The organism is Kitasatospora sp. NPDC057936 (genome assembly GCF_042887525.1).
Taxonomy (GTDB): domain Bacteria; phylum Actinomycetota; class Actinomycetes; order Streptomycetales; family Streptomycetaceae; genus Kitasatospora.
This window is the reverse complement of the sequence record NZ_JBHVPD010000163.1, coordinates 1-13,205: the sequence shown is the minus strand read 5'-3', so window position 1 is coordinate 13,205 and position 13,205 is coordinate 1. Positions and strand designations below refer to the sequence as shown.

9 protein-coding genes and 1 pseudogene are annotated in these 13,205 nt (G+C 75.6%); 3 read left to right on the top strand and 7 right to left on the bottom strand.

All coding sequences use genetic code 11. From position 1 onward, the window contains the following. Positions 1-201, top strand: a 201-nt coding sequence (locus tag ACFVU9_RS44180; protein WP_387603523.1) for a zinc ribbon domain-containing protein, incomplete at its 5' end; no start/stop codon positions are given. Further along, positions 173-463, top strand: coding sequence for a hypothetical protein (locus ACFVU9_RS44175; RefSeq protein WP_387603520.1), 291 nt, complete (start codon positions 173-175; stop codon positions 461-463). The genes ACFVU9_RS44180 and ACFVU9_RS44175, both read left to right, overlap by 29 nt. Before the next feature lie 96 nt (positions 464-559). Here the strand turns inward: ACFVU9_RS44175 and ACFVU9_RS44170 are convergent, their stop codons facing one another. Continuing rightward, positions 560-4,885, bottom strand: coding sequence for a tetratricopeptide repeat protein (locus ACFVU9_RS44170; RefSeq protein ID WP_387603517.1), 4,326 nt, complete (start codon positions 4,883-4,885; stop codon positions 560-562). Between the two features lie 3 nt (positions 4,886-4,888). Beyond that, a complete protein-coding gene (locus tag ACFVU9_RS44165; protein WP_380447751.1) occupies positions 4,889-5,215 on the bottom strand; it encodes a CU044_2847 family protein in 327 nt (108 codons plus the stop codon). Between the two features lie 349 nt (positions 5,216-5,564). On the opposite strand from ACFVU9_RS44165, the gene ACFVU9_RS44160 reads away from it, so the two are divergent. Beyond that, a complete protein-coding gene (locus ACFVU9_RS44160; protein ID WP_387603514.1) occupies positions 5,565-6,539 on the top strand; it encodes a hypothetical protein in 975 nt (324 codons plus the stop codon). A gap of 1 nt (position 6,540) precedes the next feature. On the opposite strand, the gene ACFVU9_RS44155 is transcribed toward ACFVU9_RS44160, so the two are convergent. From ACFVU9_RS44155 to ACFVU9_RS44135, 5 genes and pseudogenes are all read right to left on the bottom strand, one after another. Next, a complete protein-coding gene (locus tag ACFVU9_RS44155; protein ID WP_387603511.1) occupies positions 6,541-9,057 on the bottom strand; it encodes an AAA family ATPase in 2,517 nt (838 codons plus the stop codon). Further along, a complete protein-coding gene (locus ACFVU9_RS44150) occupies positions 9,054-10,433 on the bottom strand; it encodes a hypothetical protein (protein WP_387603508.1) in 1,380 nt (459 codons plus the stop codon). Before ACFVU9_RS44150 ends, ACFVU9_RS44155 begins: the two co-directional genes overlap by 4 nt. Further along, entirely contained in the window at positions 10,430-11,080 is a 651-nt protein-coding gene (locus ACFVU9_RS44145) for a 4Fe-4S single cluster domain-containing protein (protein ID WP_387603505.1), read from the bottom strand. Before ACFVU9_RS44145 ends, ACFVU9_RS44150 begins: the two co-directional genes overlap by 4 nt. After that, positions 11,077-12,633, bottom strand: a complete 1,557-nt coding sequence (locus tag ACFVU9_RS44140) for a vWA domain-containing protein (protein ID WP_387603502.1) — start codon at positions 12,631-12,633, stop codon at positions 11,077-11,079. Before ACFVU9_RS44140 ends, ACFVU9_RS44145 begins: the two co-directional genes overlap by 4 nt. Beyond that, positions 12,630-13,205: pseudogene (locus tag ACFVU9_RS44135) on the bottom strand (hypothetical protein); the annotation flags it as partial. The gene ACFVU9_RS44140 and the pseudogene ACFVU9_RS44135, both read right to left, overlap by 4 nt.

Sequence of the window (13,205 nt, the reverse complement as noted above, 5' to 3'; positions counted from 1 at the left end):
CGGGAAGTGATCGCCGTGGACCCCCGCAACACCTCCCGCACCTGCCCGCGCCCGGAGTGCGGGTACGTCGCGGCAAAGAACCGGCCCAACCAGGACACCTTCCACTGCGTCGCCTGCGGCCACACGGCGCACGCCGACACGGTGGGAGCCACCAACGTTCTACGGGCAGGGCTTGTCCGTCGCAACGCCCGCCAGGGTTAGCGAGAAGCCCCCGGCGTCAGCCGGAGGAGGAGTCATGGCACTGGTCGCGTTGGATGAGTCCGCGGAGTCCACGATGGTGTCAGCACTGTCCGAGTGCGACTGGGACGTTGTCGTCATCGGGGGTGGGATCCGCAAGCCGGAACCTCTCTTGCCGCTCTTCGAGCAGGTCGTGAACCTGGTCCGGCGGTATGCGCCGAAGGCGGCAATCGCCTTCAACACCAGCGGCGGTGACAGCGTGGAAGCAGCCAAGCGGTGGCTTTGAACCCGGGCTGCCGGGCTGGTTGATCCGCGATATGGGTCCCGCGGCGGGGCCAGTGGGTGTGAATGGGGGCTCCTTGTCGAGTGGCGACGGGGAGCGTCAGCGGTCGGTGGCGTCGGTGGCGCGGGTGCGCCAGTAGGTGGCTTCGGCGGGTTCGTCTTCGGCGTCGGCGAGTTCGGCCAGGAGTAGGAGTACGGCTGCGGGGAGGCCGTCGGGGGCAGGTGGGGGTGGGGTGGGGAGTTCGCGGGGGGCCGAGGCCGAGGGGCCGGTGGGCATGGCCAGGACTTCGCGGGCGCGGGTCTCGTCGCCCAGGCGTTGGAGGAGGGACGTGTAGTGGACGCGGGCCCGGGCGGCGATGTCGGGGTCCTCGGCGTGGATGGCGGTCTCGAACCAGGTGGCGGCGTCCCGTTCGCGGTCGGGCATGCTGTCGACGACCAGGGCGAGCAGGAGGACCGCCTCCGGGTGGTGCGGGCTCTGCGCGTCCTCGGCGACCGGGCGCAGCACCTCCTCGGCGCAGGCGAAGTCGCGTAGGCGGAACAGGGTGCTGCCGAGGTAGCGGCGGACGAGGTGGTGGAGGTCGGGTCCGGTGGTCTCCAGCGCTTCGGTCAGGGCGTCGCGGGCGCGGGGGAAGTCGTTGCGGGCGCGCAGGGCGATGCCGAGGAGGGTCGTGGCGCGCGGGGTGTCGGGGCTCGCCGGGAGCTCCCGTGCGGCTTCCATGAGGCGGACGGTGGCGTCGAGTTCGCCGACTTCCAGGAGGTCCTCGCCGGCGGCGACGTAGGCGGGAACGGGGTCGTCGTCGGTGGCCAGGAGGTCGGCGACGCCCTGGGTGTCGTCGCGGTCCAGCAGGAGGGCGGCGAGCATGGCCCGGGCGACCCCGGTGACGTCGGAGGGCTCGTCGGCGAGCACCGCGCGCAGCAACTCCTCGGCACGGCCCTCCTCTTCGGTGTCCAGGAGCTGCGTGGCCAGGTGGAAACGGGCGAGCTGCAGGGCCGGGCCGCCGGCGGTGTCGACGGCGGTGCGCAGGTGGGCGAGGCCCTCCGCCTCGCGGCCCGGGGTGAGGACGAGGAGCACGCCCAGCAGGGCGACGCCGGTGCCCGCCGCGACGGCGTGGCCGGAGGCCATGAGTTCGCGCAGGAGCGCCTCGGCCTCGTCGGGGCGGTCGAGGTCCACCAGGAGGGTGGCGAGGTCGATCCGGGCGACCAGTGACCATTCGGGGTGGCCGGAGGCGACGGCCCGGCGGTAGGCGTCGACGGCCTCGTCGGGGCGGCCGACGGCGACCATCAGGTCGCCGAGGAGGTCGGCCGCGCGGGGGCCGAGGTCGGGGTGCGGGGAGCGGGCCGTCTCGGTCAGGAGGGCGGCCGCCTCGTCGGCGTCGTCGAACGCGGCGGCCGACCGCGGGTCGGGGACGGCGCCGACGAGCAGGAGGGCCAGGTCGACCCGGGCCTGCCAGGACCACACATGGTGCCCGTGGGCGATGGCCCGGCGGTAGGCGTCGACGGCCTCCTCGGGCCGGCCCCGCAGCACGTGGACGTCGCCGAGCAGGTCGGCCGCGCGCGGCGCCTCGAAGCGGTGGCCGGAGGCGGAGACCTCGGCCAGCAGCGCGCACGTGCCGGTGTCGTCCCCGTCGCGGCTGTAGAGGACGCAGGCCAGGCCGTTGCGGCTGGTCATGGACCAGTCGCGGTGGTCGGTGGCGATGGCCCGGCGGAACCACTCCTCGGCCTCGGCGTACCGACCCTCGCCCAGGTGCCAGTGGCCGAGGACGGACATGGCCTCGGGGCTGCGGTCGGGGTGGCCGAGGTCGACGACCTGCCGCAGGTGGGCGAGGCCCTCGTCGGTGTCGCCGAGGAAGACCCGGGCGACGCCCAGGCACAGCCTGGCCCCGACCTCCACCCACGGCCCGCCGTTGGCGACGGCGAGCTCCAGCAGTTCCGCCGCCTCGCCGTAGCGGGACCGCACGATCAGCAGCTCGCCGAGCGCGCCCTGGGCGATCGGGCGCGCCTCGGGGTCGCCGTCCGCCAGGACCGAGCGCAACAGCTCCTCCGCCCGGCCGAGTTCGCCCCGCCCGACCAGGAGCCCGCCGAGGCCGGCGCGGGCCATGCCGGAGATCGAGGAGGCGGCGGACGTGCCGACCGCCCGGGACAGGGTCCACGGCTGGTCGGCCGGCGGGTCGGCGGCGGCCGGCGCGGAGCGCAGCGCCGGGACGCGCTTGCCCTGCTCCTGCCCGCCGATGCCCGGTGTCCCGGCGAGCACGGCCGTGCTGCCCTGGCCGCTGAGGGCCTGGCCGAGCCGGGCGGTGGCGGACGGCGGCATCTGCTCGACGCCGTGCGCGAGCACCGCGGTGAGCAGCCGCTCGGCCTGCTCGGCCTCGCCGAGCTGCCAGAGCACGCCGGCGAGCGCGATCTGGGCCAGCAGCGAGATCTCCGGGTCCGGCGCACCGACCGCCCGCTCCAGGAGGGCGCGGGCGGACTCGTGTTCGCCGCGGCCGGAGAGCAGGCTCCCGAGTTCGGCCTGGGCCAGCTCCGCGACGTCCTCGACGCCGGAGTCGGCGGCGCGCCGGAGGAGCGTCTCGGCCTCGGCGAACTCGCGGCGGTAGACGAGGATCGTGCTGAGGACCAGGGCGGCGCCGGCGGTGAGGTCGTCGTCCGCGTCCTCGGCGACGACCCGGCGCAGCTGCTGCTCGGCGATGTCGGCGCGGTCGTGCAGGACGGCCACCATGCCGAGGGTGGCCAGGTCGGCGCCGTCCAGCAGTTGGGCGGCGAGCTCCCAGGCCGCGTCGTCGACCGCCTCGGCGTCGACGGCGGTGTCGAGGTACTCGGCGACGTAGGGGAAGACCTCGTAGCCGGGCCGCCCGGCGTCGTCGCGCGCGCGGACGAGCAGGGCGATGCCCGCCTGCGCGCGGTCGCGGGCCCAGGCGAGCGCGGTGCGGTACGGCCCGTCGCCGGGGTCCAGGTCGAGCTCGACGAAGCGCAGCCGGTACCGGTCGAACAGCTCGCGCAGGGTCGGTTCGTCGAGCAGGACGGGGGAGCCGATGCGCGCCCAGTCGGCGGCGGCGCGGACCAGCAGGCGGCCCTCGGGGCAGCTCTCCGGCCCGGCCTCCAGGCGGGTCTCCAGGGCGGGCGCGGCGACGAGCATCTCGCCGAGGCCGCGCAGCGAGAGGTCCTCCTGCGGGTAGAGGTCGGCGGCGGCCTCGCGCTCCTCGTCGGTGAGGGTGTGCGGCAGGTGCACGACGGTGGCGCGGCGCAGCACCTCGCGGGTGGCGCGGCCGACCTCGTTCTCCAGGCCGGCGAGCTCCTCGCGGTGGCGGTGGGTCAGGGTGCCGACGACCAGGCAGGGCGGGTCGTGCTGGAGCAGGAGGTCCAGCGCGTGGGCGTCGAGCGCACCGGAGAGCAGGTAGTGGTGCAGGTCGTCGAGCCAGACGACGACCTGGCCGGGGGAGTGCGGCAGGCCGGCCCGGGCGAGCTCCTCCAGGTCGCGCCGGCCGCGCCGGGGGACGACGAGCCGGGCGGCGCCGTGGGCGCGGCTCAGGCGCTCGTGCAGGGTGCGGGACTTGCCCGCCTTGGACCGGCCGGCCACCAGGACGAAGCCGCCGGCGGCGAGGGCGGTGTCCACCTCGCGGTCGGCGGCCGGTCGGTCGAGGTAGGGCTCGCAACCTCTCGCGGTGTAGGTGGACTCGCTGACGCCGAGGTCGTGCGGGTCGACCTGGTCGAGCCTGGGCAGCTCGCCGGACGGCGCGAGGGGCACGGCGAGCAGGCGGGCCAGGCGCTCGCGGCGCTCCTGCTCGGTGATGTCGTGGACGAGCGCGGCGAGCGGCGGCCAGAGCCGGGCGATCGGGTCGAGCGACAGCGCGAAGCCCACCCGGCGGTCGGCGCGGCCCGGCTTCTGCCGCCGCCCGAGCACGCCGATCACCGCGTGCAGGGTGTTGTTCCACACCGGTGCGCCGGAGAAGCCGGGTTCGGCGGCCCAGCCGGTCTGCGCGGTCGACTCCAGCTGGAGCCAGTCGCCCTCGGCGTACCCGACGATCTCGCCGCGGATCGGCACGCCGCCGGTCTTGTGCTCGGCGGGGAAGCCGTGGGCGCGGAAGGTGTGGCCGAACACGTCGGCGTCGGTGCGGCGCAGCGGCGCCGGCTCGGCCCCGGGCGGCGCCGGGGCGTCGAGCTCCAGGATCGCGACGTCGCCGGCCCACTCCTTGGGCGGGTGCCAGCCGCCGGGGAGGACGCGGGCGGGGACGGGCTCGTGCGCGGGCAGGAACGGGAAGCGGACGAGCACCGGGCCGTCCGGCGGCTCGGCGGGGGTGCCCGGGTCGACGACGTGGGCGCAGGTGAGGACGAGGCGCTCGGAGATGAGCGTGCCGCCGCCCTCGGGCAGGGGACGCCCGTGCGGCTGGATGCTGACGACCCAGGGCGCGCGGGCCGGGTTGGGCGCCACCGGTCAGCTCGCGGCGGCCGGACCGGACTTCCAGCTGAGTTTGACGTCGAAGTGGCCCTCGGTGGCGGTCTTGGCGATGACGACCCCGGCCTCGGCGTTGAGCTTGATGCCGAAGGACACCTCGATCTCCTCGGGCTTGAGGTGCCGCAGCACCGCGAGGACGGATTCGAGCGTGGGGCGGCACGCGGTGAGCGCGGCGTCGAGGCGGTGCGCGGCCTCGGCGATGCCCTCGTCGCTGCGGGAGACGAGCTGGATGCCGGGGGAGTCGTCGTCGACCTCGACCACGAGGGAGGAGTCGTCCGGTCCCTGGAAGCGCAGCAACTCCGGCATGGTGACCCCCACTTGGTGACGTCGTGCGGTGGTGCGACGGTCGCAGGATAGCGGTGGGCGGGGGTGTGGCGGGGGTGTTCGGCGGAGCCGGGGTGTCGCAGGGGTGGGCGGCGGGGCCGCGAGAGGGGGGAGGAGGTGCGCGCGGGGTCGTGCGGTGGTGCGACGGTCGCAGGATAGCGGTGGGCGGGGGTGTGGCGGGGGTGTTTGGCGGAGCCGGGCCCGCCGGCTCCGACTCGCTGCCCGAACGGTCCCCGGGAGCTTGGTCGTTGCGGGTGTCGGGTGGGCGTTCCGCCGCTACCATCGGGGCCCGGACGTGGGCACGGCTGCGGGTACGGCTGGGGGTGACGGCGTGGAGCGGGCCAGGCGGGAGATCGCGGCGGCGCTGGAGGCGGTGGGCGACGGCGAGGTCGTCGCGTCGCTGCGGGTGCTGGGGGCCGCGCTGCAATGGGTGTGCGCCGAACTGCGCGGGATCGACGGCGGGCCCGGTGGCGCGTCCGCACTTGAAGCGCTGTACGAGCTCGACGACGCCCTGACGGCCGGGGAGGGCCTGCGCGACGCGGTCGACGTGCTGTTCGACGCGGTGCTGGCCGGGGCGGCCGTCCGGCGCGACGTCGGCGACCTCGCGGACCGGCTGCGGGCGGCCAAGCGGGCCGTGCAGGCCGAACGGGAGGCGCTCGACGAACTGGAACAGCGCGAGCACGAGTTGCGTCGCCGTCTCGCCGAGCTCACCGAACTGCGGCGACAGGTCGACGACTTGCGGCGCCTGGAGCGGATCGTCTCGGCACTCGACGGGCTCGCCCGCCAGCAGGAGGTCATCACCGCCCGCCTGCTGGCCCTGCGCGGCAAGGACACCGGCGTCGAGGACGTCCTGCGCACGAGCGCCGACCGGCTCGTGCGGCTCTCCGAGGAGCAGCTCGCCGCGCTCTCGCCGCAGACCCGCGACCGGCTCGCCCGCGCCCAGGACGTGGACGATCAACTCAGCGTCGAGCAGCGGAGGTTCGAGGAGAGCAGTGCTCGTCTGGCCGAGGTGCGGGACCGCCTGGACAGCGTGCGCACCCGGCGCGTCGAGCAGCTCGCCTCGCTGCGCCTGCACGCCCACGCGGACGCCGAACTGGCCCGGGCGCTCGCGCCGGAGAGCGTGGAGGCGGACGGCTCGGACGGCTCCGACGGCGGGGCCCGCTCGGCGCTGGTCGAGGCCGAGGCGCTCGCGGCCTCGCTGGAGACCAGGCTCACCCGGGTCGACGAGATCCTCGCCGGGCTGCTGGAGCGCCGTGAGCAGGAGGACGACGGTACGCACGCCGCCCTGTCCTGGGCGGACCAGTAGTTCAGGAGAGCGGCGGCACGTCCTCCCCCGCGAAGGTGATCGGCTCCTCGGCGGGCCCGTCCCAGCCGTCCGGTCCGAGGCGGCGCGCCAGCCTGGTCTCCATCGTCTGGAGCAGGCCGCCCACCGCCCGCGCGTTGCCGAAGTCGTGCGGGCGCGCCGCGCGTTGGGCGTCGAACCAGGCGGCGGCGCGGCGCGCGGCGTCGTCGGAGAGCCGGTAGCGCTGGGCCGCCGCCTGGTTGCGCAGGATCTGCACGAGGTCGGCGGTCGGGTAGTGGGCGAAGTGCAGCGTCTCGCCGAAGCGGGAGCGCAGGCCGCTGTTGGCGTCGAGGAAGCGCTGCATCTCGCGCGGGTAGCCGGCCGCGATGACCACGAGCCGGCCCGGGTTCTCCATCATCTCGCGCAGGAGGGTGTCGACGGCCTCCTCGCCGAAGTCGTTGCGGCCGTCGCCGGAGGCCAGGCTGTAGGCCTCGTCGATGAACAGGACCTTGTCGAGCGCGGAGCGGACCACCTCGCGCGTGCGCGGCGCGGTCTGGCCGACGTACTGGCCGACCAGGTCGGCGCGCGTCACCTCGACGACCTCGTCGGTGTGCAGGAGCCCGAGGGCGTGGCAGATGCGGCCGACCAGGCGGGCGACGGTGGTCTTGCCGGTGCCGGGCGGGCCGAGGAAGAGCATGTGCGGGACGGCGGTGCCGGGCAGGCCGCGGGCCTGGCGCAGGGCGAGGCGTTCGGTGAGGCCGGTGAGGAACTCGCGGACCTCGCGCAGGCCGACCAGGTGGTCGAGTTCGGCGAGCAGGTCGGCCGCGGCCGGGACGGGCTTCGGCGGGTAGGAGCGGTACCGTTCGGGCAGGTCGGCGGGGAGCAGCGGCAGGTGCACCTGCCGCTGGACGCGGCCCGCCCACGTGTCGAACAGGTCGTCGGCGAGCAGGCGCATCGCCCCGGCGTTGCCGAAGCCCTCGCGGGCGACGCGGTGCATGCCGGTGACGACCCGTTCCAGCAGCTCGCGGGTCTCCTTGGTCGGCGTGAGCTGACGTTCCGTCAGCATGCCGAGCAGGATGGTGAGGAGGGTCTCCGGGTCGTAGTCGGGGAACTCGATGTGGGCCCGGATCCGGCGGTCGAGGCCCGGGTCGGCGGCGAGGAACTCGCGCATCTTGTCGGGGTAGCCGGCGAGCACCACGACCAGCCGGTGGCGGTCGTTCTCCATGCGGGCCAGCAGTGCGGTGATCGCCTGCCCGCCGAAGCCGTCGCGCTGGTCGCTGAGCGCGTAGGCCTCGTCGAGGAAGAGGACGCCGTCGAGGGCGCGGTCGATCAGGGCGTTGGTCCGCTCGGCGGTCTGGCCGACGTAGCCCGCCACGAGGTCGGAGGCGTCGGCCTCGATCAGGTGCCCGCGGCGCAGCAGCCCGAGGTCGCGGTAGATCTCGCCGATCAGCCGGGCGACGGTGGTCTTGCCGGTGCCGGGGTTGCCGGTGAAGAGGAGGTGCTGGGTGGCGGCGTCGCGCCGGGCGGGCAGGGCGCGTTCGGCCTCGATGCGGTTGCGCAGGCGGTGGAGGTGGCGTTTGACGGGCGTCAGGCCCGGCATGGCCTCCAGACGCGCCCAGGGGCTCTCGTCGTGCGGGGTGACGGTGGTGACCAGGCGCCGTTCGAGGACGGTGCGCCGGTCGAGCGCGGCGCCGTCGGAGATGAGCAGACGCAGGTCCTCGCGCCAGGCGGAGGCGCGGCGCGGGGTGCTCGCGAAGGAGCGCACGAGCGGCGCGAGCTCCCGCCAGTCGCCGATGCGCAGGTGTTCGCGGAGGCGCAACTGCTGGACCATGCGGTCGAGTTCGGACTCGTCCGGGTAGCCGACCCGGAACGCCCCGCCCCGGGCGGGCTGGTCGATCTCGGTGCGCAGGAAGGCGGCGAGGGCGGGGTAGACGCGCCGGTCGGCGACCACCCGCTCGACCTCCTCCAGCGTGGAGCGGCGGAAGACGAAGATCCACCGGTTGCGGCCGAGCCGGTCCTGGGCCCGGTCGGCGAGGGCGCCGGCCAGCTGCCGGGAGGCCTCGTTGTGGACGAGGGTCTCCTCGGCCTGGATGTAGACGACGGCGGTGCGCACCTCGCGCTGCCGCAGCTGGCCGAGGTGCGTCATGACCGCGAAGGGGTCGGCGACGCCGGTGACGCGGGCGGGCGCCGCGGCCGGGGCCGGGGCCGGCGGCGCGTCGGGGACGAGCCGGAGGGCGCCGAGGGGCCCGCGCAGCCGCCGCATCGCGCCGGCCGGCCGCGCGGGCGCGGGCTCCCCGCCCGGCCGGCTCAGCCGCCGCGACTCCGGGTCGCGGAAGTACAGCGGGCGGCTGAGCGAGGAGTAGACGATGCGCTGGTAGCCCTCGGCGTGGAGCAGCTCCCAGAGGGTCTCCTCCAGGGTGCGCACCCGGTAGTCCGGGTCGACGAAGACGTCGTCCACGCCGGGGCCGTACAGGACGGTGAAGGGCTCGTCGGTGCTCAGGCGCAGGTCGCGGAAGCGTTCGCCGCGCGCGAGTGTGGTCATGCGCCCTCGCCCTGGGGCTTGGGCCGCAGGTCGTAGCGGGGGTCGTCGGTCCTGAGGTCGGGGGCGCCGGGTTCGAGGCGCGGCATCGGGACGGGGGCGTGCGCCTGGTGGCCGCCGGCCTCCAGCATCCGCCGCACCGCCTCGGCGCGGGCGCGCTGGTCGGCCTCCGCCTCGGTGTCGCGGTCGGAGGAGATCACCCGGATCACGTTGCGGCCCGAGGCCGGGTCGGCGGTGTCGATGTCGATGACGATCTCGCTGCCGGTCTCGTGCCGCAGCCGGGTGATGTGGGCGCCGCGCTGGTCGGAGCCGACGAAGTCGTCCTCGACGTAGGCGTAGAACGCGGTCTCGGCCAGCGCCTGGACCACCTCGTCGGCGAGGTTGACGCGGATCTGCGAGGCGAGCTGGCACAGGCGCGCCTGCCGCACGGTGTCGGCCAGTTGCGCCTCCAGGGCCGGCGCCTCCTCCCGGCAGATGCGCTCCAGCTCCTCGGCCGTGGTGGCCTCGTCGCGCGAGCGCTCCAGCAACTCGTCGAGGCGGTCGCGGAGTTCGTCCAGGGCGCCGGCCGACCAGAAGTCGACGTCGAGCGCGTAGCCGGGGATCTCCCGCTGATCCGGTCCGACGACCGGCAGCTGCGCGCTGCGCCGCACCTGCTGCTCGACCAGCAGCACCGCCTGGACGGCCGCGGACTGCCAGGACCGGCGCAGCAGTTCGGCCTGCTCGATGCGGACGCGGAGCTCGCTGAGGGTGTAGTAGCCCTCCTGGGCCACCGCGAGCGCGGCGTCGTAGCGGCCGAGGTCGTGGTTGCCGCGCGCCTGGCCGAGGCGCAGTCGGACGGCGTCCAACTCGCCCGGGGCGTAGCGCTCGTGGGGGAGGGTGTCGGTGATGAGATCGGCCATGGAGCCGGCGTCGGCGAGCCAGGTGGCGGAGAGCTGTTCGGCCCTGGTGCGGTCGTGCTGCAACTCCTTGACGTCGGCGGTGAGTCCGGCGATCTCGGCGCGGCGCTCGCGGCGTTCCTCGGCGAGATCGGTCTCGAACTTCCGCCGCTGCTCGTCGAGTTGCGTGCGCGTCTCGGCGCGCAGCTCTCCGGCCGTATGGGTCAGCCGCTGGTGGAGGTCGGCGGCCTGCTGGTGGAGCCGCCGGTTGGTCTCCTCCTCCAGCGCGCGGTTCTGGTCGCTGAGCCGGCGGACGGCCTCCTCGCTCTGCTGCTGGCGGCGCCGCACGGCCTCGAACTCGCCGGCCATGTCGGCGCGGGCCTGCTCGCGCACGCCCTGGATGAGCTTGGGCAGGTCCCGGCGGACCGTCTTCAGCTCGTCGGCGCTCTTCAGCAGGCGGTACCACTGGGACTCGTCCACCTGGATCTGCTTGCGGCCGCTCATCGTGCCCTCCCTGGGTCTGCTTGCGCGATCCGGTTCCGTACGGTGGTGACGGCCGTGTCGAAGGCCTCCAGGAGGCCCGTGGGCGGCACGCCGACGAGCAGAGCCTCGGGCCCGTCGAGGGCGATCTCGGCGCTGCGCGGGCCGTTCTCGTAGTCGTGGTCCTCGGCCCGGGAACGGCTGCTGAGCCGGTGCACCCGTTGGTTGGTGCTGCCGCGCAGGCCGCGTCCGGTGTTGTGCCCGGCCACGTAGAGGCCGTCCACGAGCACGTCGACGAGGGCGAGCAGGCGGGGGACGCCCGGGTGCGGCGGGTGCTCGCGCAGGCGTTCCAGGCGGTGGCCGGTGAAGCAGAGGACGGAGACGTCCCGCCGGGCGCGCGCCAGTTCGACGGTCTCGGCCAGGGCGGCGGCCTGGGCCATCGGCTCGCCGCCGGAGAGCGTCAGGCCGGTGACCCGCTCGTCCGCGAGCAACTCGGTGGCGAGCGCCTCCGGGCTGACGAGCCGGGCGGGCCGGTCCGGGATCCAGTCCGGGGACATGCAGCCGCGGCAGGTGAACGGGCAGCCCTGCACCCACACGACCGAGCGCAGCCCCGGGCCGAGCGCCCGGGTGCCGACGTGCGTCGCGGCGACGTTCACCGCAGTGGCGGTCACGACGGCCGCCCCGGCGGTTCGGCCGGCACCGGCTGGTAGACGAACGCCGTGCCCGCGGCCACCACCCGGCTGCCGGGTGCGCACGTGACGGAGCTCGCGCGGGCCTGCGAGCCGTCCGGACTGTAGCGGATGCGCAGGTCGATCCGGGCGCCGCGCTCCGACACCCGGCGCCGGCCGCGCACCCGCCCGGCCCCGCCCAGCGCCGGGCGAAGCTGCATCCGGCGGCCGGTGAGCGGGACGTGTTCGGGGATCTGCTCGCCGAAGGCCGGCTCGATGAGCAGCACGCCGTTCAGCGCGGGCCGGTACACCCGCAGCCACGCGAGGACGAGCACCAGCAGGACCAGCAGCGGCAGGCCGATCATGAGCGGCAGGGTCGCCGCCGAGCCGACCTGCCCGGAGACGTCCACCGGGAGCCCGGCCGGCTGGAGCGCCGGCGGGATGTCGAGCTGGAGGTCCGGCGCGAGGGCGGGCTGCCACGGCGAGCCGACCGTCCCCGTGACCTTCAGGGTGGAGCTCGTGTGCTCCACGTGCTGCGGGGTCAGCAGTCCGCCGTCGAGCCGGCCGGTGATCCGCACCGGGATGTCCTGGGTGGAGCGGGGGGAGAGGATCAGCGAGGACGGCAGCCCGGACACCTCGAAGGGGTGGCCGGCGACGGACACGGCGATTCCGTCGACCGAGAGGGGCACGCGGGCGGCGTGCGAGGTGAACGAGAGCGTGCCCGTCGCCTCGCCCTTGCCCAGGTCGAGCGTCGGCGGCCCCGACCAGGACACGGTGACGCCCTGTCCGTGGTCCGGCGCGAGCATCGCGCGGGCCTGCCGGAGGCGGGTGTCCTCGCCCGCGCGCTGGAGGTAGGAGCCGAGGTCCTGGATGCTGCCGGGCACGAGCTCCCGGGTGTCGGCGACGACCTGGCGCAGCAGCTCCGCGCCGGTCGCGCCCGTCGCCAGGGGCAGGGCGTAGCCGACGAGGTCGGTGTGCCCGGCGAGCTTGGCGGCGCGCGCGTGCAGGGCGGCCGTCCAGGTGGAGGTGGCGGCGACGGGGTAGGCACTGCCGGCCGCCGGGGCGTTCTCGCCGTCCGTCATCAGCACCACGGAGGCGATCGGCAGGGCGTCGCTGCGCTCCAGCTCGCCGAGCGCGGCGTTGAGGGCCGCGCCGATGTCGGTGTCGCCGTTGGCACTCGGGGCGGCGGGCAGGCGGGACAGGATGTCCGTCGGGTTCCCGGCGGCGCCGATGTAGCGGGCGACGACGGTGGTGTCGAAGGTGTACAGGGCGACGTGGTCCGCGCCGGTGAGCCCCGCGAGGAAGGTCTGGAGCGTCTGGCGGACCGTCCCGTAGCGGCCCTGCTGCGTCATCGACGGGGACGTGTCGACGAGGACGACGTAGTCGGCCGGCTGGTGTTCGAGACCGAGGGCCTGGTAGACCTCGGCGCGCGTGGGCCGGTTCGGGTCGGCCGCGTGCGCGGCACCGGGCCGGAGCAGGCCCGGCAGGAGGATGGCCAGCAGGAGGATTGGCAGCAGGAGCGCGGCCGGCGGCCGGGCCGTGCGCGACGGATTCATCGGTGGTCTCCCTCAAGGACGCCCGGCAGTTCGCCGAGCGGGTACTCGTGCGGCTCGCCGGAGCCGCCCGCGGGCCGCAGCACGAGCCGGGTCGGGCCGGCCGCCGCCATCGCGATCCCGATGTGGAAGCGTTCGCCCGCCCGGCTCGCCGGCAGGGTGACCGCCCCGACCCGGACGGCGGGCCCGCCGGCCCCGTCCCGGACCCGCACCTCGGCCTCGCGCGGCCGCTCGCCGGCGCCCCCGACGGCGACCCGGCGCCCGGCCCGCTCGGCGAACACGGTGGCGCCGCCCGGCACCAGGCGGCCGGGCCCGCACAGCGTCAGCTCGGTCTCGGCGAGCCGCCCGCGGTGGACCCGCCGGGCGCCGATCAGCACCTCGTACGGGTACCGGTCGGCCGGGTCGACGAGCCCGGCCGCCACCAGGGCGGTGCCCAGGACGGCGGCCAGCGCCGGGTCCGCGGCGGCGGGCAGGCCGACCGCCCGACCGGCCCCGGCGGCGGCCCGCCGGACGGCGGCGAGCCGGGCCGGACCGCCCACGGCGACCACCGGCAGGCCGTCGAGCCCGGCCTCGGC

Coding starts and splice junctions, on each gene's coding strand:
- ACFVU9_RS44165 (WP_380447751.1), bottom strand. CDS start 5,215: ATGCCGGAGTTGCTGCGCTTCCAGGGACCGGACGACTCCTCCCTCGTG.
- ACFVU9_RS44155 (WP_387603511.1), bottom strand. CDS start 9,057: ATGACCACACTCGCGCGCGGCGAACGCTTCCGCGACCTGCGCCTGAGC.
- ACFVU9_RS44150 (WP_387603508.1), bottom strand. CDS start 10,433: ATGAGCGGCCGCAAGCAGATCCAGGTGGACGAGTCCCAGTGGTACCGC.
- ACFVU9_RS44140 (WP_387603502.1), bottom strand. CDS start 12,633: ATGAATCCGTCGCGCACGGCCCGGCCGCCGGCCGCGCTCCTGCTGCCA.